The 26,666-nt window shown below is 41.9% G+C and carries 22 protein-coding genes and 1 CRISPR repeat array; of the genes, 6 read left to right on the top strand and 16 right to left on the bottom strand.

Annotated elements, in window-relative coordinates; all coding sequences use genetic code 11:
• Window positions 1-285: 285 nt before the first annotated feature.
• From RMX98_RS26285 to RMX98_RS26260, 6 genes are all read right to left on the bottom strand, one after another.
• Window positions 286-1,782 (bottom strand): Ig-like domain-containing protein, encoded by a 1,497-nt coding sequence (locus RMX98_RS26285; protein WP_322678526.1) that lies wholly within the window; start codon window positions 1,780-1,782, stop codon window positions 286-288.
• Window positions 1,783-1,958: 176 nt separating this feature from the next.
• Window positions 1,959-2,732, bottom strand: coding sequence for a TIGR03943 family putative permease subunit (locus tag RMX98_RS26280; RefSeq protein WP_322678525.1), 774 nt, complete (start codon window positions 2,730-2,732; stop codon window positions 1,959-1,961).
• A 392-nt stretch (window positions 2,733-3,124) separates the two neighbouring features.
• Window positions 3,125-4,177: a permease gene (locus RMX98_RS26275; protein WP_322678524.1), complete on the bottom strand. Its 1,053-nt coding sequence runs from the start codon at window positions 4,175-4,177 to the stop codon at window positions 3,125-3,127.
• A gap of 603 nt (window positions 4,178-4,780) precedes the next feature.
• Complete coding sequence (locus RMX98_RS26270; protein WP_322678523.1) at window positions 4,781-5,845, bottom strand: WD40 repeat domain-containing protein; 1,065 nt, start codon at window positions 5,843-5,845, stop codon at window positions 4,781-4,783.
• A gap of 77 nt (window positions 5,846-5,922) precedes the next feature.
• The gene (locus RMX98_RS26265) at window positions 5,923-6,216 is read right to left on the bottom strand and encodes a hypothetical protein (RefSeq protein WP_322678522.1); all 294 of its coding nucleotides are present in this window, start codon (window positions 6,214-6,216) and stop codon (window positions 5,923-5,925) included.
• A 463-nt stretch (window positions 6,217-6,679) separates the two neighbouring features.
• On the bottom strand, window positions 6,680-6,850 hold the full coding sequence (locus RMX98_RS26260; protein WP_322678521.1) for a chlorophyll a/b-binding protein: 171 nt from the start codon (window positions 6,848-6,850) through the stop codon (window positions 6,680-6,682).
• Window positions 6,851-7,269: 419 nt separating this feature from the next.
• On the opposite strand from RMX98_RS26260, the gene ald reads away from it, so the two are divergent.
• The gene (gene ald, locus RMX98_RS26255; protein WP_322678520.1) at window positions 7,270-8,361 is read left to right on the top strand and encodes an alanine dehydrogenase; all 1,092 of its coding nucleotides are present in this window, start codon (window positions 7,270-7,272) and stop codon (window positions 8,359-8,361) included.
• Window positions 8,362-8,662: 301 nt separating this feature from the next.
• Window positions 8,663-10,875: direct repeats of the CRISPR family, unit length 37 nt; unit sequence ATTGCAATTCAATAAAATCCCTATTAGGGATTGAAAC.
• 64 nt (window positions 10,876-10,939) lie between these two features.
• Here the strand turns inward: ald and dusB are convergent.
• From dusB to RMX98_RS26240, 3 genes are all read right to left on the bottom strand, one after another.
• Window positions 10,940-11,995: a tRNA dihydrouridine synthase DusB gene (gene dusB / locus RMX98_RS26250; protein WP_322676865.1), complete on the bottom strand. Its 1,056-nt coding sequence runs from the start codon at window positions 11,993-11,995 to the stop codon at window positions 10,940-10,942.
• 173 nt (window positions 11,996-12,168) lie between these two features.
• Window positions 12,169-12,990, bottom strand: a complete 822-nt coding sequence (locus RMX98_RS26245) for an Rpn family recombination-promoting nuclease/putative transposase (RefSeq protein ID WP_322676866.1) — start codon at window positions 12,988-12,990, stop codon at window positions 12,169-12,171.
• A gap of 121 nt (window positions 12,991-13,111) precedes the next feature.
• Complete coding sequence (locus RMX98_RS26240) at window positions 13,112-13,969, bottom strand: acyl-CoA desaturase (RefSeq protein ID WP_322676867.1); 858 nt, start codon at window positions 13,967-13,969, stop codon at window positions 13,112-13,114.
• 171 nt (window positions 13,970-14,140) lie between these two features.
• On the opposite strand from RMX98_RS26240, the gene RMX98_RS26235 reads away from it, so the two are divergent.
• Window positions 14,141-15,370: a TetR family transcriptional regulator gene (locus RMX98_RS26235; protein WP_322676868.1), complete on the top strand. Its 1,230-nt coding sequence runs from the start codon at window positions 14,141-14,143 to the stop codon at window positions 15,368-15,370.
• A 149-nt stretch (window positions 15,371-15,519) separates the two neighbouring features.
• Here RMX98_RS26235 and RMX98_RS26230 read toward each other — a convergent pair whose 3' ends face one another.
• The 4 genes from RMX98_RS26230 to RMX98_RS26215 all read right to left on the bottom strand — a co-directional run bounded on the left by RMX98_RS26230 (window position 15,520) and on the right by RMX98_RS26215 (window position 19,568).
• Window positions 15,520-15,933: a hypothetical protein gene (locus tag RMX98_RS26230; protein WP_322676869.1), complete on the bottom strand. Its 414-nt coding sequence runs from the start codon at window positions 15,931-15,933 to the stop codon at window positions 15,520-15,522.
• Between the two features lie 918 nt (window positions 15,934-16,851).
• The gene (locus RMX98_RS26225) at window positions 16,852-17,202 is read right to left on the bottom strand and encodes a DUF5615 family PIN-like protein (protein WP_322676870.1); all 351 of its coding nucleotides are present in this window, start codon (window positions 17,200-17,202) and stop codon (window positions 16,852-16,854) included.
• A 3-nt stretch (window positions 17,203-17,205) separates the two neighbouring features.
• Window positions 17,206-17,550, bottom strand: a complete 345-nt coding sequence (locus RMX98_RS26220) for a DUF433 domain-containing protein (RefSeq protein ID WP_322676871.1) — start codon at window positions 17,548-17,550, stop codon at window positions 17,206-17,208.
• 149 nt (window positions 17,551-17,699) lie between these two features.
• Window positions 17,700-19,568 carry a DUF1565 domain-containing protein gene (locus tag RMX98_RS26215; RefSeq protein ID WP_409881562.1) on the bottom strand — a complete coding sequence of 623 codons (1,869 nt, stop codon included), beginning with the start codon at window positions 19,566-19,568 and terminating at the stop codon, window positions 17,700-17,702.
• 637 nt (window positions 19,569-20,205) lie between these two features.
• Between RMX98_RS26215 and RMX98_RS26210 the strand changes: the two genes are divergently transcribed.
• Window positions 20,206-21,321, top strand: a complete 1,116-nt coding sequence (locus RMX98_RS26210; protein ID WP_322676873.1) for a thiamine phosphate synthase — start codon at window positions 20,206-20,208, stop codon at window positions 21,319-21,321.
• An 86-nt stretch (window positions 21,322-21,407) separates the two neighbouring features.
• Entirely contained in the window at window positions 21,408-21,620 is a 213-nt protein-coding gene (thiS, locus tag RMX98_RS26205) for a sulfur carrier protein ThiS (RefSeq protein WP_322676874.1), read from the top strand.
• On the opposite strand, the gene blaOXA is transcribed toward thiS, so the two are convergent.
• Together blaOXA and RMX98_RS26195 are read right to left on the bottom strand one after the other, a co-directional pair.
• Window positions 21,617-22,633, bottom strand: a complete 1,017-nt coding sequence (blaOXA, locus tag RMX98_RS26200; RefSeq protein WP_322676875.1) for a class D beta-lactamase — start codon at window positions 22,631-22,633, stop codon at window positions 21,617-21,619. The genes thiS and blaOXA overlap by 4 nt on opposite strands.
• Window positions 22,634-22,689: 56 nt before the next feature.
• Window positions 22,690-23,922 (bottom strand): glycosyltransferase family 4 protein, encoded by a 1,233-nt coding sequence (locus RMX98_RS26195; protein ID WP_322676876.1) that lies wholly within the window; start codon window positions 23,920-23,922, stop codon window positions 22,690-22,692.
• 563 nt (window positions 23,923-24,485) lie between these two features.
• Here RMX98_RS26195 and RMX98_RS26190 point away from each other — a divergent pair.
• The gene (locus tag RMX98_RS26190) at window positions 24,486-25,490 is read left to right on the top strand and encodes a DUF1517 domain-containing protein (RefSeq protein ID WP_322676877.1); all 1,005 of its coding nucleotides are present in this window, start codon (window positions 24,486-24,488) and stop codon (window positions 25,488-25,490) included.
• Between the two features lie 208 nt (window positions 25,491-25,698).
• Window positions 25,699-26,079, top strand: a complete 381-nt coding sequence (locus tag RMX98_RS26185; protein ID WP_322676878.1) for a calcium-binding protein — start codon at window positions 25,699-25,701, stop codon at window positions 26,077-26,079.
• Between the two features lie 3 nt (window positions 26,080-26,082).
• Here the strand turns inward: RMX98_RS26185 and RMX98_RS26180 are convergent, their stop codons facing one another.
• Window positions 26,083-26,643 carry a sugar O-acetyltransferase gene (locus RMX98_RS26180; protein ID WP_322676879.1) on the bottom strand — a complete coding sequence of 187 codons (561 nt, stop codon included), beginning with the start codon at window positions 26,641-26,643 and terminating at the stop codon, window positions 26,083-26,085.
• Window positions 26,644-26,666 lie beyond the last annotated feature (23 nt).

Below are 26,666 nucleotides of genomic sequence, written 5' to 3'. Positions count from 1 at the left end.
GAAAACGATTTTGCATAATACCAAAATCCTTGTAGAGACGTAGCACTGCTACGTCTCTACATCTAGATTCATACTTCAATTCAGCAACGCCAAAAATTCTTAACCATTCTGTTTTATCTCCCTTGCTCCTGTTCGACTATGCTACCTCGGCTTTGGCTCCATCGAGCGACTTGAACTGAGTTTCGACTACGCGGTAATCGAGCGAAGTCGAGATTCAACTACCGCGTAGTCGAAGTAAGTCGAGATGCTCGGCACAAGTCACGGCTCTGCTTCCTTGCCGCTTTTTCAAGGTAGCCACCGGGGACGAAATCCGGCTAAGGGGAGTTGTTCTGGTCTAATTTCAACTGTCGCAGCATCAGCGATGGGTAACAAAGGCATTAACCACAGGCTACTGGTAGCGATCGTATCTCCATCATCCGTTTTCAAAGTGTTTGTGGGTAACGATCCTGTCGTGTTTGTCTGCGGTACTACTTGGTCAAATAACAAACCCAAACCGTCGGCAGATAAACTCATTTGCACATTCCTTTGAGCGGGAGGCAGTACTAGCAGTGGTTTCTGTTGCCCGGTTTTCAGATCAATTGCCACCACATAAGGCTGTTCTATGTATTGTTCCTTGGATACTAGCTGTGTCAACAAGCAGTAGAGGGTGGGTGAAGCGATGTCAAATTGGCAACTGAGAATTGAGCCTGTTGTTTTTAATAGTTGTTTCTGCACACCTTGATTTGTCACTAAAAATAAATCTCGTGTGTAATCTGTATTAAACTTTACCATCGCGGCTTGAGAGCCATCTTTGGAGAAAGCTTGTACCAAACCAAACTGTGGCAGAAAATCTAGGGGTTTACTGGCATCACCTTGCAGTGGTAAAATTGCTGCTCCTTGTCCTTGGGCAACTGCAACGGCTTTACTATCTGGCGTGATCATAAAGTCTCCCCCCGGTTGGCTTTTTAGACGTTTCGGGGCGGGTTTTTCTGCTGAACCGTCACTGGTTGCTGGCATAAACCATAGTCCAAAGTCGCCGGGATTAGTTTTGTTTCCGCGCTGGATGACAATAGTTTGCCCATCGGGTGATAAATCAAATTTTAGGTTTTGATAATCTTTACTATCTAAAGTTAGGTCAACTTTGCCTTCTGGTTCTGCTTTTTGTCCAGATTTAGCAGAAACGCCTGTTGTCACTGTATACAGTTGGGCGGAAAGTAAGTCTTGGTTGTTGGCGGCGCGAGCAGAAAATAAAATTTTCTCTCCATCAGGAAATGACTCAAAGTCCAATACTATCAGGTCTTTGGGGGTCAGTACTCTTTTTTGCTCTTGGGTCAAGTTGTAAAGAACTAACCGTCCCAGTTCTTCTCGATCGGTGCCGATGTAAAGGATGACGCGATCGCGGGTGCGGAAGCTACCAACAAAGGGCTGGATCAGCCGATTTTTACCTTCTTGCTCGGCAAACTTATCTTTGGCTCCCTCTAAATGCACTTTATAATTTGTGCCATAAGGTGCTGGTGTTAGCAGTGTATAAACCATCCGCCGCCCAGCCCAACTGAATTTACCTGCTAGGGGTGGCTCGATTTTTAAGTTATCTTCTACACTTTTTACTTCCATTGGGCGGCTGAAGGTGAGGGTGAAAGAGTTATCTTCTGCCCCAATTTGTTGATTTTGCCAGGTAAAATCGCGGACACGAGCAGTTACCACATCACCTTGCAATATAATTAACCCAATCAGCACACTCAGCAGTAACATTAGTGCGATCGCTATCCGATCTAGTGGTTGGAATGTTTTAGATTTAGTCATTGGTTATAGGGCATTGGGCATGGGGTACTTGTACTGAGTTTCGACACTTCGGCTACGCTCAGTGCATCGCTACGCGGTAATCGAGCGACTTGCACTGAGCGGCGTCGAAGTGAGTCGAGATTTAACTACCGCGTAGTCGAAGTATTGGGCATTGGTCGTTAGTTATCTACAAATGACTAATAACTATAAGGATTTTGGGGTTGAGGAATCTTTTTGAGAGAGGTAGCGGCAATGGTAAGTTGGCGTTTACCTGCCAAATTTTCTGTCACCATTTGTCCTTCTACTTCCAGCCATGTGTCAGGGGAATAAGCTTCTTGATTATTTGGGAGTTTTACGGGCAATCCCACGGGATAAGCATCTGCTGCACAGCAAGTTAAGACAAATCGTGCTAAAAACAAATATTCTTTTCCTATATCTGGCGGGTGAATGACAAATCCCTGTACTTTGACTTTTTGCCCTGTATATGTATCTGGTTCTGGATAGACATTGACGGTACGCACCCAATCTACAAGCGATCGCTCCTCTGGACGAACAGTAGCCCGAAAGGCTTGGGGCTTAACACGTGTGCTTCCCAATAAATCAGCCGTCACTCCCCTTTGGAGTGCTTTATCACTAGCAAAAACTTGCGGTGTAATGATAAAACCTAGAATCGCTGTAGTCAACAACAAAGCACTGCCCCAACCAGGGGGAAATAAACTAATATGCTCGGTGTTTGGCGTAACATCACTGCGACGCCGTTGCCAAAGTTCCTGCATCTTGAAGAAACCAATAATGATGAAGCTGATACCAGTCACAACTACGAACCAAATGTAATTTGGGTGAATCAACAGGTTCAGCTTGTTAGTTAACCAATATCTCAACATCAAAATGCCCCAAGCTGTAATTGCTAGAGCATCCAGCCAAGGGATTAACAGATTTGGGATTTTAGATTTGCGATTTTTGTTAGTCATTGATCATTAATCATTGGTCATTAGTCATTGGTCATTTGTACTGAGTTTCGACACTTCGGCTCCCTTCGGCTTCGCTCAGGGCAAGCCGCTCAGGGCAAGCCGCTCAGTGCATCGCTGCGCGGTAATCGAGCTACTTGCACTGAGTTTCGACACTTCGACTACGCAGTAGTTGAGCGTAGTCGAAACTCAGTGCATCGCTTGGCGGTAATCGAGCGACTTGCAGTGAGCGCAGTCGTTGTGAGTCGAGATTCAACTATCGCAGCGTCGAAGTGAGTCGAGATTTAACTACCGCTTTGTCGTAAAGCCTTCGGCATAGCTACGCTTCGGTGCAGACTTTCCAAGAGTTGTATTAATCATTAACAAAGGACAAATGACAAATGACAAATATTTTTTTAAAAGACGTGCAAGTTAAGGAAAAGGGTGAATACAAATGTCAATTGTGCTGCTAAAGCAAATAAGTAAAAGATAGTTTTGGGTTTAAAAATAGATAACATCAAACCAACACTTTTGATGTCAATCATTGGCCCAAATACTAGAAATGCCAACAATGAACCACTGCTAAAGGTTGAGGCAAAAGATAGAGCGAAGAATGAATCGACTGTAGAACAAATTGATACCACTACTGCTAATATCAGCATGACCACAATTGAGGTAATGGGGCCAGCGCCTAAACTGAGAATCAATTCACGCGGAGCTAGGACTTGAATAGCAGCAGCGATCGCACTTCCTACAATCATCACTCCGCCCAATTCTCGCAATTCTTGGATACTATTATCCATAACTAGGCGTAGTTTAGCTGCAAGCGGTTTATCGGCAGTAGATATTGAGGTAGGCGGTACTAAATTAGCATCTATCCGCAGAGGTATACCTGCTTTTCCTCCTAAAATATAAGTCCCGGATTGCAACAGATTCGGTACTGTTTCTTGCTCTTCTACTTGGTAACGTTTTCCACGGCGTTTGGTTTGAGTCCGTGCGGGTGGATTAAATTTCATATAACGAGCGATCGCAGGTTGGATTATGGGATTTAAGTCCTTTTGAAAACTGAAAACAAAACCGATAATCGTGGCAATTGCTAGAGAAAATACGACTCTTAAGACTACTATTTCTGGCTGATCTCGAAATGCTGTCCAAGTTGACCAAATTACAACTGGGTTAATTGTTGGTGCTGCTAGCAAAAAACCAATTGCGACTGGTGTGGGTACTCCTTGAATCAGGAATCGCCGCGCTACCGGTACATTCCCGCACTCACACACCGGAAATAAAAACCCGATCATGCTGCCAACTAAAGCACCTAGCAGTGGATTTTTGGGCATTTTTTCTACTAGTTTGCGCTCATCAACAAAAAATAGCAGCAAACTGGAGAATAAAACCCCAAGAAGCAAAAAAGGCATCGCCTCGACTAGCAGACTTAGAAATAGCGTAAAACCATTATTCAGTTGATTCATGGGCGTCGCAGTCAAAAGCGGTTTTTAGTTTTAGGGTTCTGCTTAGTCATTCTATCGAAATGGGGATCAAAAGCAGTTCGGAAAAATTAAACATCATTTAAGTAGCAAGTTATCCTACGTTTTAAATAGCGCTTAAACGCTACAAACCTTTGCTTCAGCCAAGATAGTGATTTTTACCTGAGTGCATTTACTGACAATGACCATTTCTAAGATTGTCTAAGTTCAGAAATTGTTCCGTTATAGAGGGCAAGTAGCTGCATAGGTGATTTGAAATTACCTATGTTTATACTTACAGTAATTTGCTGGATAAGATATTAGCTCGGCTGTATTTTCATCAAGTATTCACAGTTCTTCAATATTTCGGGATTGCTCTTGGTTGCTGGCATCATTAATTTTGGCTAGTTATAGCAAAATTTGATCTGAGCTTTAGTTGACTTTTTACTATAACAACTCTAAAAAGGCAAGATCAAATTTTAGCAAATGTGGTAAATGCTGAAGTTTCCATTCCCCTTTCGGTCAAAATCTAAGAAAATTTAGATCCCCAACTTCTTAAAGCTTAAAGAAGTCGGGGATCTAGTTCACGATTATTTTGTAACATCGCTGTTAATTACGTTTTGGTGGAGTTCCCCAAATCTTGATTTGTCGGTCGAATCCACCACTGGCAAGAATTTTACCATTTGGACTAAAAGCGATCGCGCTGACCCAATCTTTATGTCCACTCAGTGTATTTATTAACTCACCTGTAGTTAAATTCCACAATTTAATTCCATCTCTGCCGGCACTTGCAAGGGTTTGTCCATCGGGATTAATGGCGATCGCATTCACCCAGTTATTATGTCCTGTGAGGGTGCGGACTAGTTCTCCAGTATTAATATTCCATAGTTTTATGGTGCGATCGTGGCTAGCACTAACTAATGTTTCTCCATCTGGTGTAAAGATGACAGCGCTAACAGCATTAGAATGAGCTGCCAATTCACTGATTAATTTACCAGTACTCAAATTCCACAGCTTGATTACACCTTTATTATCACCACTAGCCAAGGTCTGTCCATCAGGACTAATGGCTAAAGTATAAATCAAGTTATCAAAGCGGACTAAAGTACCTAGAGGGCGCTGCTGTAACAAATCCCAGAGACGAATCCCATCCAAAGCTCCACTAATTAGAACTTTACTATCAGGAGAGACCGCTAAAGATAATACGTTACTGGTATGTCCGACAAAAGAGCGGCTAAATTTAAAATTTTTCAGGCTCCAAAGGTTAATTGTATTGTCATCACTACAACTAGCGAGGGTTTGGCCATCTGGCGAAATCACTAAAGATTCTATAGCTGCTTTGTGTGCTTTATTAATATTCCCTAGCTTTTTGCCGTTTGTTGCATTCCACAGGCGAATTATCCCCTCGTTTTCTGCACCTCCACTCACCAAAATCCTGCTATCTGGACTGAAAGCGAGGGATTTAACGGTTCCGTTATGTCCTCTAAGTGTGTAAAGTAGTTGGGCATTAGCAAAGCTACTGTTCGCTTGGAAGCTTGGGGTTACTTCAATGGCAGCATGAGCTTGATGAATGTAAAACCCTTCCCAGGTAATTACTGGAAGGGCAACTGCCATAAATGCCAGCATAAAATACGGTCGCAGAAAATTACCGCCACCTCTTCCCTCACTACTCACTCTTTTTCCTCACTTTTATAGATACAGTTACACCCAACCAATTTTGCAGAGTTATTAAGTCATAACTCTGCACATCCTTAAAGAGGTGGTTTTTTCTTAGAAACGCTTAAGATTGGCAAAGGCGCAGTAGAAGAACGAGAGGGCAAATAATGTTGCACTACGGGTTCCTCTGGTAGAGGACGACGCTGCTGGAAACGCCACAACTTAAAGCCTAGCGCTATCCCTGCCGTTCCTAAACCAAAAGCGAACAACGACCAGCTATCATTCAATCCGCCAATCAGGGCATCCATAACACCCATCGTCATCAATACACTGATTAGTGGCTCTTTTCGGTAGGTTGACTTCAAAAAACGAGGTAATACAGCATTCATCACAGCTTGGTTGGTTCCTGTTCACCTTTTGTGTATATTTACCAAGAATACCTCACCCGTAATTTGCCTTTCTCATCGAAGGCAGACACTAATTATAATTTTATTTAGTAGGGGAGGAAGTTTACTCATTAATCGCCTTGCATATCTTAGTTGCAAGTCTATGATATTTCAATCAATAATAGGTATTTCGATTTGTCTCTTGCTTACATTCTAGGGCATTAATTTATGAATAAGTTTAATTAAAGTATGTAGGACAAAGTACTCTGCTATCAATTGTTGAAGTCAAAACCAACTGGTTGTTCCAGTTGGTTGGAACTCTTTTAACTACTAGCTTGCGGCTAACAGCATCAAATCAGTTCCGAGTAGTGAGTGCCTCGGCTTTAAGTAGGAAGATTTACAAGTACTAGTTTTTATTCATAACTCAGCACTCCTAAAAACTTTCACCTTGTGCTTGTTGGTGATACTACTTCAGACCCAGCCATGATAGCACCCCTTGATTGCTTGTATATTCAATCACTAGCATCAAAGCGAAGCCAATCATGGCAGCTCGACCATTCAAGCGTTCAGCATATTCGTTAAAGCCAAACTTAGGCTCTTCTAGTTTAGGTGTAATCGTTGGTTGTGTTTGTGTCATTTTTAAGAAACCTTTTTTTGCAAACGGGACTTGATATGAGACTTATGGCAGAAGTCGGCGAAAGTGGGGGTAAAGGTTAAAGGAATCGACTCGTTCTTTTACCCTACATTTGGTAGCTGATAAGGCTGATTGCAGTGCTTGAATGCCAAAATAACTTGAGAAATTCAGCAAAAGCTTCCTAGTAGGGAGCTATACAATCGTCCTTTTAATAAATTGTTACTATTCTTTATATATTGTATAAATACTGGGGCAATAGTCAAGGGTAAGAGTTTGGGGCTACTCAGATTAAATTGAGAAACTTAGAACACAGATTAACTATCTCTAATACAGCTATCTGTAATAGGTCAGTAGCAAGACGAAAGTAGCAAGCTGGAAATTGGCAGGCTAGAGTTAAACAAAAAAATTATCAGAGGCGATATATGGAAATTGGCGTTCCCAAGGAAAATAAAGATCAAGAGTTTCGGGTAGGTTTAAGTCCTTCTAGTGTGCGGGTGCTGCGAGAAAATGGTCATAGCATCTTCGTCGAGACGCAAGCAGGTAATGGTGCTGGATTCTCAGATGACGACTACAGAAGTGCTGGAGCCGAGATTGTCCCTACATCAGAAACGGCTTGGAATCGGGAATTGGTTGTGAAAGTCAAAGAGCCACTGGCATCTGAGTATAAATTTTTGCAGAAAGGGCAGATATTATTTACTTATTTACATTTAGCAGCCGATCGCAAGTTGACAGAGAATTTAATTGATTGTGGCACAACTGCGATCGCTTACGAAACTGTAGAACAACCTGGTGCTAACAGATTACCCTTGCTCACCCCCATGAGCGTAATTGCCGGTCGGCTAGCAGTACAATTTGGGGCGAGATTCCTAGAACGTCAGCAAGGTGGTAGAGGTGTGCTTTTGGGTGGTGTACCTGGAGTTAAACCAGGCAAAGTAGTAATTTTAGGTGGCGGTGTTGTCGGCACAGAAGCAGCTAAAATTGCCGTAGGCATGGGTGCTAGCGTACAGATTTTAGATGTGAGTGTCGAGCGCTTATCTTACTTAGAAACACTGTTTGGCTCTAGAGTCGAATTCCTTTACAGCAACTCTGCTCATATTGAAGCCGCAGTCATTGAAGCCGATTTGCTCATCGGTGCAGTTTTAGTGTTAGGACGTAGAGCGCCAATACTAGTATCCCGCGAATTGGTCAAACAAATGCGTCCTGGTTCGGTAATAGTTGATGTTGCGGTTGACCAAGGCGGTTGCATAGAGACTTTACACGCCACATCCCACACAAATCCGGTATACCTTGAAGAGGGTGTAGTGCATTATGGCGTTCCCAATATGCCAGGAGCAGTACCTTGGACAGCAACTCAGGCACTTAATAACAGTACATTACCTTATGTTGTCCAGTTGGCGAATTTCGGAATTATGGCACTGGAAATTAACCCAGCCTTAGCTAAGGGTGTGAATGTGCAGAATCATCGCTTAGTGCATCCTGCTGTACAAGAGGTATTTCCTGATTTGGTAAATTAAGGTGTGCAAGGATTAGGCGATCGCTTATTTTAATCGGGATAGCGATCGCTAATTAGACTAATTTTCTTGCCAAATGCGCGGATGGGTAGGTGTACAAAATGAGAAGGAGTAAAAAAGGCTGTACACTCCATCTATACAAGACTTTCAGGGCAACAGTACTTTCAAACCATCCGCGCACCTTGTGGGAACTGGGTTTCAGCGATTTGCATATTGTTGTATAACTATTCCCTGTGCTATGATTCATTCATTCGCGCAACTGCACCTTGAAAACCAAATACAACAAGGCTTTCAGACTCCCGCCATTGCAATTCAATAAAATCCCTATTAGGGATTGAAACGTAGCATAGCCTGACAAAGCACTTGTGTTAACTTTATTGCAATTCAATAAAATCCCTATTAGGGATTGAAACAGGGGTAGATGCTAGCACAGCTACAAAACTGCTAAATTGCAATTCAATAAAATCCCTATTAGGGATTGAAACTGAGAAACGTTTATTTGGATTATCGGCTTAGGTATTTGGATTGCAATTCAATAAAATCCCTATTAGGGATTGAAACAAATCTACCAGCCAGCATCGGCGATCATATCATCCAATTGCAATTCAATAAAATCCCTATTAGGGATTGAAACATGTATTCATAGGTGCTGACGTGGACGGTCAGGAAGATTGCAATTCAATAAAATCCCTATTAGGGATTGAAACCAGTGTATTGATGCCAGCAAGGGGGGTAAAAGTATTGCAATTCAATAAAATCCCTATTAGGGATTGAAACCAGGGGTAGTTAGCTTTAACTTAAAAGTCTCTTGAATTGCAATTCAATAAAATCCCTATTAGGGATTGAAACTCCAGCAACCTTTGGTAGTGACGACCTCAGGCTATTGCAATTCAATAAAATCCCTATTAGGGATTGAAACTGGTTGCCCCGATGCCAGCCCCGGTGAGTAACCAGATTGCAATTCAATAAAATCCCTATTAGGGATTGAAACTTCTACCCCTTTGATGGTGTAGATACTTCTAGAGAATTGCAATTCAATAAAATCCCTATTAGGGATTGAAACTGGTATTGGGATACTGAACTTCGGACACTTACAATTGCAATTCAATAAAATCCCTATTAGGGATTGAAACAACAAATTGCAGTGCATATTCGCACAAAGCCAGTATTGCAATTCAATAAAATCCCTATTAGGGATTGAAACATCGAGGATGTATGGCGATCGCCATACATCTAGAATTGCAATTCAATAAAATCCCTATTAGGGATTGAAACTTCCCGCGTAAAACAAACTGCCTCAGCTTTCTGCGATTGCAATTCAATAAAATCCCTATTAGGGATTGAAACGAGTGACGATACTATATTCAACGATGAAAAATATACATTGCAATTCAATAAAATCCCTATTAGGGATTGAAACCCAAATAATTTAGGATCTCGGTGGCGATCGCCTCATCCAATTGCAATTCAATAAAATCCCTATTAGGGATTGAAACGGGGTAGCAGCATGACTAACCTTGTTGCAATACTCGAATTGCAATTCAATAAAATCCCTATTAGGGATTGAAACAATCCAAGTACCATTTCTGCTTGAATTACCACTAAAAATTGCAATTCAATAAAATCCCTATTAGGGATTGAAACATTCTTGCAAGAGTTGCTATTCGAGGTTTATTTGATTGCAATTCAATAAAATCCCTATTAGGGATTGAAACGATTGTCGATCAACTTATAAGCTCACAATTGATAAATTGCAATTCAATAAAATCCCTATTAGGGATTGAAACACAACACCATTACTTAAACTAACTTGGTGGTTTGATTGCAATTCAATAAAATCCCTATTAGGGATTGAAACTTAAGTTATGCGAGATATATCACAATCTAACTTATTGCAATTCAATAAAATCCCTATTAGGGATTGAAACTCTATAAAATACACGATATCCAACACCTACACCTAAATTGCAATTCAATAAAATCCCTATTAGGGATTGAAACCTGGATTAGTCGCCGGATTAAGCGAAAACTATACATTGCAATTCAATAAAATCCCTATTAGGGATTGAAACTTCTTTTCTACCTTGTGACTGGCGCTAATATTTGTATTGCAATTCAATAAAATCCCTATTAGGGATTGAAACAAGATATCTCATATTTTGAATTTAGAAAAACCCTGATTGCAATTCAATAAAATCCCTATTAGGGATTGAAACCCCGCAAATGAATCCACATATTTTGTGTTGGTGGAATTGCAATTCAATAAAATCCCTATTAGGGATTGAAACCACATGCTTTCATTGATAGGTGGTAATTCGAGAAATTGCAATTCAATAAAATCCCTACTAGGGATTGAAACATTGCTATCAGCCTCTATGTGGAGTTCTAATGCAAAAAGTATTGCAATTCAATAAAATCCCTATTAGGGATTGAAACGCCTCTTCCCCTACGGTGGGGCAATCTATGCAGGGTTGATGATTATTGCAATTCAATAAAATCCCTATTAGGGACAGTGCCCAAACGATCGCACCACTTTTAGCAACCAACTATATCACTTTAAGCTAATGATAAAATCAGCTTTTTAAAGCATTACCAAACTACCTTGTGCTTCTTCTTCTAGTTCATAACCATTAGCCAATTTTTCAATTGCTTGATCAAGCATTGCCAAACCCTGATCTACTTTTTCAACCAAACTTAGCTGTCCTCGGAGTTCGGCAGCACCAACGAAACCTTTAGCATACCAAGTCATGTGCTTACGGGCTTGACGAACGCCGCGATCGCCTTTATATTCCCACAAGGCTTGTAAATGATCTCTTGCACATTCCAAGCGCTGAATCGGAGTTGGTGACGGTAATATCTCTCCAGTTTTCAGGAAATGATCAATTTCTCCCACCAAAAACGGATAACCCAAAGTTCCACGGGAACACATAACGCCATCTGCACCAGTTTGTTCTAAACATTTCACCGCCGCTTCAACGGAAAAAATATCTCCGTTCCCAATAACTGGGATAGAAAGCACTTCTTTTACACGAGCAATCCATTCCCAACGGGCATTGCCATTGTACCCTTGAGCGCGGGTACGCCCATGCACTGTAATCATTTTTGCCCCAGCATCTTCCATCCGCTTGGCAAAGTCGAGAATAGTAATTTCATTGTCATTCCACCCAATACGGGTTTTTACTGTCACAGGTACATCAACAGCTTTTACCACTTCCCGCACAATTGCCTCTGCTACTTCTGGTTGCCGTAATAGCGAAGAACCCCCACCATTTTTAGTGATTTTATTTACCGGACAACCCATATTAATATCAACAGTATCAGCACCTTCTGCAACTGCCTTGATTGCTGCTTCTGCCAAAAAATCGGGACGGCAATCAAATAATTGAACGCTAATTGGGCGTTCATTGGGATCTACCTCCATAATTTTGGGTAACTGCTTGACATAATGCAACCCCGTAGCATTTACCATTTCGGTATACATCATCGAATCTGGCGCATAACGACGCACGAGACGGCGAAACACCATATCTGTCACCCCAGATAGAGGCGACTGGAGAACGCGACTTTTTACCTCTAACGATCCGATTTTGAGGGGTTGGGAAAGTCTAGCTTGGAGAATGGGAGAGAGGGAAATCATAGAAAAAATTAAAAATTATGGGAATGGTAAATAGTAAGAATATGTAGATAAATTCGTGATACAGGATACAGCGAATTTTAAGTTAGTGAGGTACGCAAGCTAAGTCTCAAAGCCAGGTATAAAGCCTGTTTTACTTCTGACTTCTGATTTTTGAATTCTGCTGTAATTGTAGGTTACGTATCCTGACTTGGAGGCTGTTTTTCAATTTCTTCCTGAATCTCTTCTAGGCTCAAACCTAACTCTTTCGCTGTGTCTTCAAAACTCAATCCCAATCTCAACAACAAAGGTATCATTCTAAATTTTTCTTCACGCGCTCCTTCTTGCTTGCCTTCTTGTTTACCTTCTTGCTTGCCTTCTTGATAAACTCGTGTTTGTTTCAAATCACTTAACCCAAACATACCTTCAATCTCCTCTCGACTCATCGTCGGAAACTTATAAACTAATATTGTCTCTATCAATTCTAGTAACTGCCGTCGTTGTGGTTCGATGTTGATTTCTTGCTGGGTTCTCTCTATTAACTGCCTAGCAGCTATGATAGCTGTCTCCTCTTCATCGACCACTAATTTCATCGTAGCAATTCCAACTGGCAATGATGCAGTTTCACCTAATTCATTAAGATAAATGCGACTGATGCGCTGGCTAGCGAAAAATTCACTGTAATTCTTGATATCTGCTGTATCTAAACTGCGATTGGGATAGATAACTACTCCTCGCCAAGGATTTTTCGGTTTATTTTGGCGTAAGTATAAAGAAATTTCTGAAAATAAGCGTGAATAAATTTCTGTGTCGGTTTGAAACTGGACTTCAACAAAGTAAATCGGATTTTCTTCTCCTTGTATTGGGAGAAAAACACTATCTATACGGAATGCAGTTTGCTTGATTTCAATTGAGGAGAATTGATAAGTCTCTGCTGTTTGGGGAAGATTGCCAATTAATTCAAAAAAGATGCCAGGAAGTTCTTGAAAAAGGCGATAAAAAATGCTGTCAGTTTTCACGCTTGATGTATTGCGGTGATTTAAACCGTTAGATTTTACCGTGAAATACTACTGATAAAAATTATTAAGCCGACTGCGACAAGCAATCGGCTAACAAATTCGTGATAATTTTAGTTGCAATTTAGCTGTGAGTTGCACCTTGAGGGGGACGCGAGACAACTTTTTTGGCTAAACCCAAAGTCTGCAAAACTAGAATGCTCCACCAAGTAATATCAATCTCCCACCAAGACAATCCAGATTTCGCCATGTGGGGATAAGTATGATGGTTGTTGTGCCATCCTTCTCCATAAGTGACGATGGATACCCACCAAAGATTACGAGCGCCATCATCAGCATCAAAGGTGCGATAACCCCATAGGTGTGATGCTGAGTTCACAAACCAGGTTGAGTGCCAAAGCAAGACACATCTGAGAAATACTCCGTAGAACACAAAAGACCATCCTCCTAATGCATATAGGAGTAGTGCAAAGGGTATTTGCAACAGCAAAAAGTAACGATCCAGCCAGCAATAATAGGGTTGTCTTGCTAGATCGGGGGCGTATTTTTTATAGGTTTCATAGTCAAAAAATTCTGGACGCGGGCGGAAAATCCATAATATATGACTCCACCAAAACCCTCTTTGGGCAGAGTAGGGGTCTAAATTGATATCTTCTGTGTGGGCGTGATGCTGGCGGTGTCCACCTACCCAAAAAATTGGCCCACCTTGCATAGCCAGCGCTCCAATAAGAGCGATCGCATACTCTAACCACTTAGGAACTTGGAAACTCCTATGGCTCAGTAGTCGGTGATATCCCAAGCAAATACCAATGCTCCCGAATAACCAATGCAGAAATACTAGCAAACCTAATGCTGACCAGGAGAAAAACCAAGGAGACAGAAGTGCTAAGGCATGAAATGTAGCAAAAAATACTACATTCGTCCAACTGAGTCGAGGTGAGTTGCCTCTCTCAGGGGCGATCGCCCCAAAATTTGCGGTCATAAAAATTCCTGTTGATGGATGAGAAAGCGATTTGCTTTTTCTTGGGCATATCCCACAGAGATTTACCCGCCCTGTATACTAGTTCGCTACAGTAGAGTAAAGCAAGTATCACTTACATTTGTTATGCTAGCAGAACTCTAATTCCCGTGCAAGTGCCACTTGCATTTCTCTATGTCGTCTCAACTTGTTTCAACTCGTCAACGCCTGATTCAAGCTGCACTTGAGTTGTTTTCTGCTCACGGAGTCAGCGCTACCACAACCCGCCAAATTGCTGAAAAAGCCGAAGTCAATGAAGTGACTTTATTTCGGAATTTTGGCAATAAGCATGGACTGCTTTTGGCTGTGCTGGAAGAGTCCGCAGCTTTCAAGGATTTAGGTGAGTCGCTGGTGCGGCGGGCAACGCCTCCCGGCAATGTCTACCAAGCTCTTAAAGATTATGCAAGTGACACTTTACATGCATTAGAACGCGTGCCGGAGTTTGTCCGGTCTGTGGTGGGTGAAGCCGACCAATTCCCGGCAGAAAATCGCCGCGCACTAGGCAGGGGAGTAACAGAAGCAAACCGCTATGTAGCTCAGTATTTAGCTACTGTAATCCAGCAAGGACACCTAAATACCTATTTACCAGCAGAAAAATTAGCCAGTTTGCTAAATGGGATGATTTTGGGATATGCCGTAATTGAGTTCACCAGCGAATTTCATGAACTTTGGGAAGATCGCGATGATTTTCTGGAAAACTTGGTGGAATTGTTTCTACATGGAGCCATGTCATCTTCAGCAGAATCGGCAACAAACTGCTTACAAGGAGGGTTTAGCACCACAGAAGTAGCTGATTTACCAGCTAGTTTAGTTCACGAAATTTTGCAACAAGCCAGAAAATTCGGAATCCGAGATTATGCCTTGGCTTACGTGTTATTTGGGGCTGGGTTATCCGGCACAGAAATAATTAGCTTGGAGCGATCGCACCAAATCTACGATAGTCAAGGGCACTTCTTGCAAATCACAATCCCCGGATTTGTCCGTCAAGTACCTGTGAATCAGTGGATTTTGGGCAAACGCTACGGTTCCTTTACTAATAATCCCTTACTCAAATGGCTGAAAAGTCGTAAAGATACTCAAACAGCGATGTTTCTGAATGATACAGGCACACCGATCTCAGAATCAGAACTTGAGACACGTTGGCAAGCATGGAGTGAAGGATTGTTAACTCCCCAAGGACAAACGCCAGCGATCGCCCAAGCACAACAAACCTGGCGCGTAGAAATGTTGATGCGGGGAATTACCTTGGAAAACCTGAGTATTTTTACAGCTTGCGATCGCGCTCAATTACAACCCTACGTCCGCCGAGCCAAAGAAAAAGCCGCCCTAGAGCAAGCTACCCGATTGGATCATAAGCCAGGATAGGGAGTGGAGAGATAAGGGACTTGTAAATAAAAATAATCAATCGCTTTGGAGAGGAAGGGGAGCAGGGGAGGCAGGGGGAGCAGGGGGAGAAGAAATCTAATAGTCGTATGGAGAGCGATCGTCAGCATGATGCAGTTAAACAATTAAAATCAAACAATAGAGGTTTTTTTACCATTGTTTGCACCATTCAAGGTTGTAGCTGTACTCTCAGATGGGGATTGGATGTTGCTCGAACGGCGTGATAATTTCTTGCGTGGCTTGCCTCCCGCCTGGATATATTGCAAACTGTCTTTGCCATAATCGGTTGCCACACTCATTAACATCTTTTCAGAGTAGCCGCGCAATTCTTCTTCAATTAGAGAGAGGCGACCTGCCATTTCATCTAGGGTAGAGAGTAAAGTGTTGTATGTAGATAGCTGGGTTTGCAAGTTTTGGATGCGGCTGTCGTAGTCTGTCAAATTTAATCCGTTGCCAAATTCTAGCGTCGGGCTAATCGATCGCATTCCTGCAATTCGACGGAGAGCGTTTTCGAGAGTGCGTGAACTGCGTTTTAGTCGTGCCATAAAATGCGCTCCTGAAGTAAGTTATAGGATTACTGCATGTACTCTAGCCAATGCAACAATAAACTTCTCTGAGAGATAATTCGGAAAAATTAAAGCAAACTAAGAGCGACCTAATTATTTTTAGTTGATTGTACCGAGGCTTTTATTAAACTTGTCAAAAAAGTAACATTAAATAAGCAATAGATACCTGAAAGTCGTTTTGAGGTACTCCAAAGTCGTTTTGAGGTACCTGAAAGTCGTTTCAAGGTACTTAAAAGTCGTTTCGAGGTACCTGAAAGTCGTTTCAAGGTACTTAAAAGTCGTTTCGAGGTACTCCAAAGTCGTTTCAAGGTACTTAAAAGTCGTTTTGAGGTACTCCAAAGTCGTTTCGAGGTACTCCAAAGTCGTTTTGAGGTACTTGAAAGTCGTTTTGAGGTACTTCAAAGTCGTGTTGAGGTATTAGATGATGAGTTTTCTTGCCTTAACCCGATTTACGGCGAAGGCGATCGCGCACAAAAGTATCATAAATATAATTCCACTATTTGATCCAGTCAGAACTCAAATTCCAACTTATGATCCTAAGTTGGGAAAATACTCAAGGTTAGTGACGCTGCTCACAACCACGAGAAAATAATACTTTTTGCCCCCCATTACACGTAATCGCTCATTCGTGTAACCCATACCTCAAAGTCTTCTAAATTTATTGATGTCTAGAGCGATCGCCTAACACTACCTCAGAGATAATGTTAGGTCTAGCGAACTGCAAACACCCAGCGATAAAACTTCAAACAAGGCGATGAGCGAAACCACATTAAAGGTTCTTGGTAACTTTTGGCGATCTTAGTCGGGGGAAGGCAAAAGGCAGACGTGATGATTTACCCATGTTGTCAACCTCTCAAGTCGATTGATTTCATTTTGACCCGCGATCGCCCATTACAATCAAGAAAAAGGAATGAAAAGGATCTGACCTTCATATTCACCAAACTTACTGCAACGAACGAATAAATATAAGTCGTCAACAACCTGTCCGATCGGAGCCGTTGCAATAACTTCAACAACTCCGGGCATAGACAAACCTTTGTTGATTCGCTCATAAGCATAAACAGTAATCGTTGCTACATCATGGGTAAGCAAGATGCGTTCTTCATTGGCTGCCCATTCTAAGATAGTAGAATCATCAGTATGGATTAGACCGACATCTTGGACACGAACAATATCCAATCCAGGTAAACGTCTGATCAAGCCCCGCAATATCGAGCCATTGAAGTTCTCATCAGTCAATAGACGCACTGCCTAGAATTCTCCTTGGGGCTGATAGCGATCGCGCAAGCGCTGCCTAAGATTAACTAAATTATGCTGCTGGACAAATTGATTTCGCTGTTGTTGAGCTTTTTTGCGACGCTGCTCTAGGTAATTGTCGATTTCTTGGCGATGGGTGAGATAATATGCGATCGCTGCGTATATCTCCCCTAAACAGAGAACAGGATACTGAACAGCAATTTCTTCAGGTGTAGAGCCGTTATGGTATGTTGCTAGCAAGCTATCGAGAGTAACGCGGCTCTGACCGATGCGAATACCTCCAGCTTCATCCCAACGAAATGGTGGAGCGGTAAGCTGAAATTCGATTTTAACGCTCATGGGGGCAATTCTTGGATTTGTGGGATTTCTGTCTTCAGTTTACTTTACCCGTTAAAGAGCAATCGCCCTGACATCAAAATTCAAAATTGAGGAAAAAGACTGGAGGGGATGTAAGTCTTTCCCCTCAACCCCTTTTGCCCAATATCTAATTAATTCAACGGCTCCATAATGGCTCTTAAACCTTTATTAGAGAGTGTTTTTAGCATTTCTTTAGCGTTATATTCACTGCTAAATACTCCTGCTTGCATAACTCTTTGACCATCCCAAACTGTGAGAAACGCACCAGGAGCAAGCGATCGCACTAAATCTCGATCTCTATCAGTAAAGAGTGGAACTACTACGCGATAACGTATACCAAATTGTCTTGCAGAGTTACCACTATAAGGAATACTTGCAGAACTGGTTTGCAGATTGCGAGTATTAGCAATGGGGATATTGGGATTGGGAAGTGGTAAAAGTTCTGAAGCACCAGGAGCAGCAGTTTCTAGTATTGGTAATGGCTGTGTTTGATTCCTCATATTTGAAACTGGTGGCTGTGCAACTGAATTGGATGGGGACTCAGGGGCAGCAAACTCAATGGTATTAGGATCAATCCGCACGTAATTTAACTGTGGCGTATCAGGTGGCTGTGCGTTAATTGGTATTTGTCTACCTGACAAGCTGCTAGGAGTAGGAAATCCGGCGACTTTAGAAGTCGGTGGTTGTTTGGATATAGGCAAGGAAGGCGGTACATTATTGGCTGGCATTAATGGCAGCAGTTGACTGTTTAATTGTCTAGGAGCAGGATTATTTGCTGAAATACTGTTGCTGGTTTGCCCATTAGGAGTTTCAGGGATTTCGGGAGCTGAGAAGGTAATTTCCCCACTTGGTGGTATTTGTCGTAATACGTTGTTGGGAACTGGTTGAGAATTTTGGGTTGCTACTGCTGTTGTTCCGTTAATATCTACTTTGCCAGTGATGCGATCGCTCACAAGGTTGTTACCAGCAGCAGAAATCATTTGTTTAGCAGCGCTGGCGTTAATGTCGTAGCGAGCATTATTTTGAAATTGATTACCCCCAGGTTCCGATGCACTACCCAAATCTGGCATTGCTTGAGCGATCGCAACTAAACCATCTTCTTTATTATCTTGAATAGAATTATTCCGTAAAATCGGGCGGGCATTTGCCTGTACCACAATTCCCGATCTATTGTTCTGAATTTGATTACCTATAATTATAGGAGCAGCATTTTGAGCAATATTAATTCCAAAACCCGTTTGGTGAAAGACATTTTCCTTCACTTGCGGACTAGAGTTACCAGCAATTGTGATGCCATTAGCTCCATTGCGATCGAAGTAATTCTTGCTAATGGTGGGTGCAGCATTACCACTAACAGAAATGCCATCTTGAGTACTGCCAGTAAATGTATTTTCTGAGACTACCGGATTGCTAGATTCAATCCATAAACCGTAACCACGACGATTAGGATTCGTCACCGTTACTCCAGTCAGCAAAGCTTGATTTGCCCCCACAATTGTGACATTTTGACCGGCAAAGCTCCGACTCAAGTAATCACCGCCTCCCTGAATGATAATTTCCTTACCTTGATTGCTAGGGTTGCCTTGAATTGAGATACCCGGTTTCAGCATTAAGGGAAATTCCTCTCCTGTCTCGGCGCTATAAGTGCCGGGGGAAAGCATAATTACAGTATTAGCGTTAGCTAATCGCAACGCATGGGTAATAGTTTTTACCGGAGCGGATTCGCTGCCATTGCCTGCTTTGTCATCTCCAACACTAGGGTTGACAAACAGCACGTTAACTTGAGACGGTGTTTTCTCATTTAGAGGTGCTGAATCTGATGTCGATGGCATCTGAGCGATCGCGCTATCTAGGAACGTCATATTTGCCGCTCCCAGACCTACAGTCAAAGATAATACTGAAAAACTAAAAAATAAAAGCCTTGCAGATTCCAAAAACTTCAGCTTTGCAAGCATAACATCTACTTTATGGTACTTAGGAAACACACGAAGGAGAATCATATTTAACACAACTCCTTAGAAGTAATAACAAATTCTTATATCTTAAAAAGTATTATCTCGATAATATTACTCATATATTGAACAATTGGCGATATTTAATACATAGTAATAAATGATATTAAACATCTCCAGAAATTAATTATGCGTTGCCCAAAATCCTTGGTAGGCACAATTTATCAATTGTGCCTATATCATTTTCACTTCGATGTTTCAATAGACCTAGAAGTGAAATTAAATATGCGTTATCCAAAACCCTCGTAGAGAGGCGAAATTGGACTAGTACAGAGCGGCATAAACCACCCTTTCCAAATCAATGAAACGCTTACGCTGTATAAATTTTTAATTTTTAATTCCGCCTTGCGGTACTAGGCTTCGCCCCGCGACACTAATGCGTCTCTATATTCTTTTCTACTCCTATGTCCAATTGTGGATTTTCTGGTGTATCCCCTCTTCTGGGTTCTTTGTAAGCTTGTCGTTTACCGTAAAATACTTGACTAAGCTTAGTGCGAAACTGTAGCCTCAAACTACCCTTATTACTGTCTATAGGAACATGGGATAATTTACCGTAACCCTTACTAATACGTTATTTTGCGTAGGTTCGGCAAAAATCTAGTAAAAAAAAGCAAATTATTTAACTATGGTTACTAGGACTTATGATAATTCACACTTCGATGAAAGCACTAATGGGGTTGTTGTAATGGTCGAGCCATACAGCCAAAAAGAGCAAATCCAGCAAGTTGTTTACCGCATTTTAGATGCCAATTTAGACCGCGCTCGTGAGGGCTTGCGAATTATTGAGGAATGGTGTCGGTTTGGGTTGAATAATGCTCAGTTGGCTCTTGAATGCAAGCGCTTGCGACAAGAGGTAGCTAAGTGGCATACCTCCGAATTGCGGGCGGCGCGAGATACACCAGGCGATCTGGGGACTGAGTTAACCCATCCTCAAGAAGAACAACGAGCTAGTATCAAATCGGTATTGCAAGCTAACTTTTGCCGGATAGAAGAAGCATTACGGGTGTTGGAAGAATACAGCAAGCTCTACCAGCCAAATATGGCTAAAGCTTGTAAGCAGATGCGCTATCAGGTTTATACCTTAGAAAGCAGTTTAATGGGTCATCAACGCCATCAATTGTTGTGGCGATCGCGTTTGTATCTTGTTACTTCCCCTAGTGAAAATTTGTTGAGCAACGTCGAAGCTGCACTCAAAGGAGGATTAACACTTTTACAGTACCGCGACAAAACCGCCGATGATTCTTTGCGTCTGGAACAAGCGAGAAAATTACGGCAGTTGTGCCATATCTACGGTGCTTTGTTCATCGTTAACGATCGCGTGGATCTAGCTTTAGCGATCGATGCCGATGGGGTGCATCTGGGACAACAAGATATGCCTATTGCCATCGCTCGGCAATTACTGGGTTCGCAACGTCTGATAGGTCTTTCTACCACAAATAAAGAAGAAATGCAAGCAGCAATTGCTGAAGGTGTAGATTATATTGGCGTGGGGCCAGTTTATGAAACTCCCACAAAAGTAGGTAAGGCAGCAACAGGGCTAGAATATGTCAGCTATGCTGCCAAAAATTGCTCAATTCCCTGGTTTGCGATTGGGGGAATAGATGCCAATAATATCAATGATGTAATCGATGCGGGAGCCGAACGTGTAGCGGTGGTGCGATCGCTCATGCAAGCCGAACAGCCTACCCTAGTAACACAATATTTGCTCTCCCAACTCAATCGCATTAAACCAGAACTTTAAAAGAGTCATTTGTCATTAGTCATTTGTCATTTGTCCAAAGTAAGTAACCAAATACCCCAATCCCCAGTCCCCAGTTCCTACATATTATGTCTAATGAGATTACGATTCAGATAAATGGGGAAACCCGTAGCTGTTCGTTTCAAACTTCTTTACCCGACTTACTCCAACAGTTGGGTTTTAACCCCCGCTTGGTGGTTGTGGAGTATAACGGCGAAATTTTACACCGCCAATTTTGGCCACAAACAAAAGTGCAACCAGGCGATCGCTTAGAAGTGGTAACTATTGTCGGGGGTGGTTAGTTGATTTGAGCCAGCAAACCCAAATCCTTAAGGCTGCGTCGTGTAATCTCGATGCGGATGGGTGCATCTTCTGATTTTTGCATATCAAGGGTTGTGGCGAAAAAGTAGACGTTTTTGTTTTGTTCTAAATAACCCACAAACCAACCAATGTTTGGTTTAGTAGTCGTTAACCATCCTGTCTTTCCTCGCAGTGTGTAATCTGGAGTTTGTTCGCGTATCATAATGTCTTTAACAAGATTCATTGTCCGTTGTGAGAAAGGCAAATCGCCTTGATACAACCGTTGCAAAAACTTAATTTGCTCTTTGGGTGTGATTTGCAATAACTGCGGTTGTAGCCAAAAACGATCGATGTCTGCGGCAGTGCCAATCTGACGGTTCCCGTAACCTACTTTATTGATAAATTGCTGCATCCGTTCATATCCAGCCCTACGTGCCAGTACTTGATAGAACCAAACAGTTGAATCTTTAAAGGCTTGACGCAAATTTGTATCATGATTCCAGGCATCAAAATCTCGGTGAATTCCATCCCAAGTGAGAACCGCCACATCATCAGGAATTACACCTGTTTCTAATGCCACTAACGCGTTAAAAATTTTGAATGTCGAAGCTGGAGCGATGGCAGTTGCATTACGTTGAGGATTGTGTTCATAGATGCGGTTGTTTTTTGAGTCGTAAATCAAGATTGAGCCTTCGCGCCCGAATTCTTGAAAGTGTCGCCCAAAATTTGGCGCTTTCATCGCGGGACGTTCAGATGAGGTTGAAGCAGGTTGAGCCACAACATACATTAGACCTCTTGCAAAAGTGCTTTTTGCAAGAGGTGGGGAAAGGGAAAATACCAAACCTTTCCCCCTTTCTCCTTCCCCTTTTCCCGACTTCTGCAAGAAGTCTATTGTCCCAGATGTAATCACACTCAATACAGCAAGACATCCAATGATTGTAAATATAAAAGATTGCTTTCGACGCTTTGAATAACGCCGAACAAATCGCTCTATGCGAAACCAGATATTTTTCATTGCATATTTAATCGCATCACAAGCGAAATTTTACACTGCAATCTTGCTTATTTAGATCATAAAATCGCGTTTTTTTCCTCTGATTTATAAAGCGATCGATGAAGAGTTCTACGCTTGGCTAATTCTTTACCTTTGCGACCGAGTTGCTCACGTAGTTGTTGGTCTTTGCACAACCGATTGAAAGCTTGAAAAACTTCATAGCCAGAATTAGGATTAACTAGTATCCCATTTTCTTCATGCTGAACTGTATCTAGAACACCGCCTAAACGAGGGGCAATTATCGGCTTACCGAAGTAACTTGCTTCTAAATAAACCATACCAAAACCTTCTATATTATTAGGTTTAGTATCCAATAAAGTCAGCATAGCAAAGATATCGCAAGCTGCATAATGACCCGCTAATTCTCGCTCTGCGACATATCCGGCAAAGTGTACACGCTGATCTACTCGTAAACGATGCGCCAACGATTTCAGTTCCAATTCACTTGGCCCTTGACCGCAGATTATATAGTGGACATCGACTCCAAAAGTTAGCAATAGTGGGATGTTATCAATTACTCGGTCGAAACCTTTATGTTTTACTAGTCTACCGATAGAGAGAATAACTATTGCTGATTCAGGAATATTGTAGGTTTGACGCACGCGAACACGTAAATCATCCAGGCTACTCGGACTCGCAACATTATTACCAAATTTTTCTGGTCTGATGACTGGGTTAATGACGTGGGTAGGAGTATCTAATCGCAAAGCAGTTCTGAGGTAGTCTCTTGTATAAGAACTGTTACAAACAATGCCTTCGGCGCGTTTGAGTGTTAATTTAAATAGCGATCGCAGCACGGGATTGTGTAAAGTACAAAGAAGATCGTTGCCGTGCAGATAGATAAAAAAGCGAATAGGTAACAAATAACTCAATAGCAACAGTGAAGGAAAATCATAGCCGTGGCCCCACTCTATATAACGGTAGTGATAGCGAAAATAAAGTTTAATTGCTAGAACAAATGAGCAGACGATATTGAGCAAAGGCTTCAGGATATTTCCCACACAGCCATTACGCCAGTATCTGGGATAATACCAGCGATACACAGGAAATTGTTGACTTCGATCAAATACTTGATCTCCTGAACAACTAGCCGCCAGTACAATAACTCGTTCAGGATCTTGGAGACAGCGATTGTAGATATATTCCCCAATTACAGCTTCTTTTGGCAGGAAAATCCGGGATATGACTAGGATATCTGGGTATGCAGCTTTGTCTCTGATTTCGGCTGTTAGTTGAGAAATATGTTCCATAATAAAGTTGGTGACTATATTTCAAATAATTTTTAATTTATTTACAATTAGGATTATTTTCAAAGCCATAATTATCATTTTATTTCTTTTAAAACGAATTTGGTAGACAAATTGCAAGCCGATCTTAGAAGATTAGCCAGAAAGATTGTTTTTTATTGTGTTGATTTTATTTTTGCTGCAAATTTCTCACTACTTGAGAATTTCTGTACATGATGAACAATAAATAAAAGCTAGCAGTTATAGCCAAATTTTAAAATCGTCTGTATAATCCAAGACTGTATTCTGAAAGTTATAGTCACTAGGCATAGCCTATGGTAGACATTGCAACTTTCTGTAATTGTGAACATATCTTAAGGTACGGTTCCCCAGTCGAGAAATCCCCCCTGCGATCGCTACCTAGCCAAGATAAGACGCGGTAAATTGAATATGTAGCCTTTAAAAGTGAATGCTACGTGAATGCTACAAAGCTTGCTGATTACGGGCTGGCGTTAACGAAAGATCGCAACACTCCTACCAGCATAGGGAGAAATCATAAATAATTCTGTTTTCCAAGCGATTGTATTATGCGTAAAAAACTACAACAAACCATCAAACCTCTGTTAAAAACCTTCCTAGCTCTAAGCCTGGTGTTAACTTTGGTGCTTAGTCACGCTGATGGAGCATTAGCGGCCCGCAGTGGGGGGCGCATCGGTGGCGGCTCCTTTAGAGCGCCTTCTAGCCGCACCTATACACCACGCACTTATGCACCTCCTGGTGGTGGCGGATACTATCCTGGTGGAGGCGGATACTATCCTGGTGGTGGTTTTGGTGGTGGTTTTGGCTTTCCCTTCCTACTTCCCTTCTGGGGTATTGGGGGAGGATTTGGTGGTCTATTTGGCATCTTAATCTTCTTTGCGATCGCTAATTTCTTATTGCAAACTTTCCGCCGCGTCTCTAGTGGTGAAACTTCAGAAGCAGATTACACCAGTAACTCTCCTGTTTCTGTAACCCGTTTGCAAGTAGGTTTGTTAGCTCAAGCGCGTGAATTGCAAAATGAACTCAACCATATTGCTGAAACGGCTGATACTAACACCCCAGAAGGCAGAGCAGAAATTCTCCAAGAAGCCAGCCTAGCTTTACTCCGTCATCCTGAATACTTTGTATATGCAGGCGGTGGCACTCAACAAGCCAGTTTGAATTCAGCTGAAAGTCAGTTTAATCGGTTATCACTGGCAGAACGCAGCAAGTTTAGCGAAGAAACTCTTTCTAATGTCAACAACCAGCTAAAAGCAGCCCTTGCTAAAGATGCTTTACCTCCGGCTGGTGAACTCGACAACCCCACCCGCCTATTTACCGAAGGCCCTGGTGAATACATTGTTGTCACCTTGCTGGCGGCGACACTAGGTAAGTTTGAAATCCCCACAGCGATTAATAGTGCTGATGATTTGCGTCAAGCTTTGCGGCAAATTGGTAGTATCCCTAGCGAAAAGCTTCTGGCAATTGAAGTTCTTTGGACTCCGCAAGCTGAAAATGATACCCTGACATCTGATGATGTGTTAGCAAATTATCCTGATTTGAGACTTGTTTAATATTTCGCGTTTTAGTGTTAAGAAAGACCTTAGCATCTAAGTACAACCAATAAGTTCCCCTTTGAGAGGAATAACTAGAAAACCGTTTGTCAATGACAAGCGGTTTTTTCTAGAGCTTAGATATACTTAACTATATTTTAGAAAAATTATTCTTAAATATTGACTTTGGTAGTATTATCAAAATGCATTATACGCAAAGTGTTATCTTATGCCTAGTGTTGAAGCCGACGAAAACCGAGAGCATCGCATTAAAACAGAGATCATTGTAGATGCTGAAGACAAAGAAGACCGGGCTATGGGTTGGTACTATTACCTCGAAGAGACCCTGAATTTTCCCTTTATGGCTAAATGGACTAAGAAGGGACGCAAATCAGGTTCTACCGAGGAGAAACAAGTGGAAGTACTGGGAATGGCCCCAGATGATGAGTGCTTGAAAGATATGCTTGTAGAAGTGGCTTACATTAATGGTAAGGATGATGATGTATATTCTGCAAAATTATCTGAAATAGCAGCCATTGATGCTGACAGTGAAACTCAAGAAGCGATCGCAGACTGGCTCTATTGGATTGCTAGAGGTTATAAATTTTAAATTCTACGACAAATACCGAATGACGCGGCAGGGATTGCCAGCAGCGACAACATTTTCAGGTATATCTTTGACAACTACACTACCAGCACCAATGGTTGTGTTATCACCAATAGTTACACCTGGACAAATAATTGCATTGCCACCAATCCAGACATTATTACCGATTTTAATTGGGGTAGCTAATTCTCTACCAGAAAGACGAATTTCTGGCTCTGTCGGATGATAAGCAGTATAAATTTGCACATAAGGAGCGCACAAGACATTTTCACCAATATGAACTGTATTGCAGTCTAAAATTACACAGCCATAGTTCATATAAAATCTATCGCCAGCGAAAATATTACTGCCATAGTCGCAGTGAAAGGGTGGCACTATTAATGCTTTGTCACCGATTTTTCCAAATAATTCTTGTAAAATTTGCTGCCGTTGCTCTTGCTGTTCTTCGGTTGTAGAATTGTAACTTCGCAATAGACGACTAGCTCGCTTCATGCCGGCAGCCAATTCTGGATCTTCCGCCAGATATAATTCGCCTGCGAGCATTTTCTGTTTTTCGGTTTTTTCCATAACTGACTTATAGGACTTCTCGG

It is taken from the genome of Nostoc sp. DedQUE02 (assembly GCF_034531035.1).
Taxonomy (GTDB): domain Bacteria; phylum Cyanobacteriota; class Cyanobacteriia; order Cyanobacteriales; family Nostocaceae; genus Nostoc.
This window is presented reverse-complemented; position numbering and strand designations above follow the sequence as displayed.

Coding starts and splice junctions, on each gene's coding strand:
- RMX98_RS26285 (WP_322678526.1), bottom strand. CDS start 1,782: ATGACTAAATCTAAAACATTCCAACCACTAGATCGGATAGCGATCGCA.
- RMX98_RS26280 (WP_322678525.1), bottom strand. CDS start 2,732: ATGACTAACAAAAATCGCAAATCTAAAATCCCAAATCTGTTAATCCCT.
- RMX98_RS26275 (WP_322678524.1), bottom strand. CDS start 4,177: ATGAATCAACTGAATAATGGTTTTACGCTATTTCTAAGTCTGCTAGTC.
- RMX98_RS26265 (WP_322678522.1), bottom strand. CDS start 6,216: ATGAATGCTGTATTACCTCGTTTTTTGAAGTCAACCTACCGAAAAGAG.
- RMX98_RS26260 (WP_322678521.1), bottom strand. CDS start 6,850: ATGACACAAACACAACCAACGATTACACCTAAACTAGAAGAGCCTAAG.
- ald (WP_322678520.1), top strand. CDS start 7,270: ATGGAAATTGGCGTTCCCAAGGAAAATAAAGATCAAGAGTTTCGGGTA.
- dusB (WP_322676865.1), bottom strand. CDS start 11,995: ATGATTTCCCTCTCTCCCATTCTCCAAGCTAGACTTTCCCAACCCCTC.
- RMX98_RS26240 (WP_322676867.1), bottom strand. CDS start 13,969: ATGACCGCAAATTTTGGGGCGATCGCCCCTGAGAGAGGCAACTCACCT.
- RMX98_RS26235 (WP_322676868.1), top strand. CDS start 14,141: ATGTCGTCTCAACTTGTTTCAACTCGTCAACGCCTGATTCAAGCTGCA.
- RMX98_RS26230 (WP_322676869.1), bottom strand. CDS start 15,933: ATGGCACGACTAAAACGCAGTTCACGCACTCTCGAAAACGCTCTCCGT.
- RMX98_RS26220 (WP_322676871.1), bottom strand. CDS start 17,550: ATGAGCGTTAAAATCGAATTTCAGCTTACCGCTCCACCATTTCGTTGG.
- RMX98_RS26215 (WP_409881562.1), bottom strand. CDS start 19,568: ATGATTCTCCTTCGTGTGTTTCCTAAGTACCATAAAGTAGATGTTATG.
- RMX98_RS26210 (WP_322676873.1), top strand. CDS start 20,206: ATGGTTACTAGGACTTATGATAATTCACACTTCGATGAAAGCACTAAT.
- thiS (WP_322676874.1), top strand. CDS start 21,408: ATGTCTAATGAGATTACGATTCAGATAAATGGGGAAACCCGTAGCTGT.
- blaOXA (WP_322676875.1), bottom strand. CDS start 22,633: ATGAAAAATATCTGGTTTCGCATAGAGCGATTTGTTCGGCGTTATTCA.
- RMX98_RS26195 (WP_322676876.1), bottom strand. CDS start 23,922: ATGGAACATATTTCTCAACTAACAGCCGAAATCAGAGACAAAGCTGCA.
- RMX98_RS26190 (WP_322676877.1), top strand. CDS start 24,486: ATGCGTAAAAAACTACAACAAACCATCAAACCTCTGTTAAAAACCTTC.
- RMX98_RS26185 (WP_322676878.1), top strand. CDS start 25,699: ATGCCTAGTGTTGAAGCCGACGAAAACCGAGAGCATCGCATTAAAACA.
- RMX98_RS26180 (WP_322676879.1), bottom strand. CDS start 26,643: ATGGAAAAAACCGAAAAACAGAAAATGCTCGCAGGCGAATTATATCTG.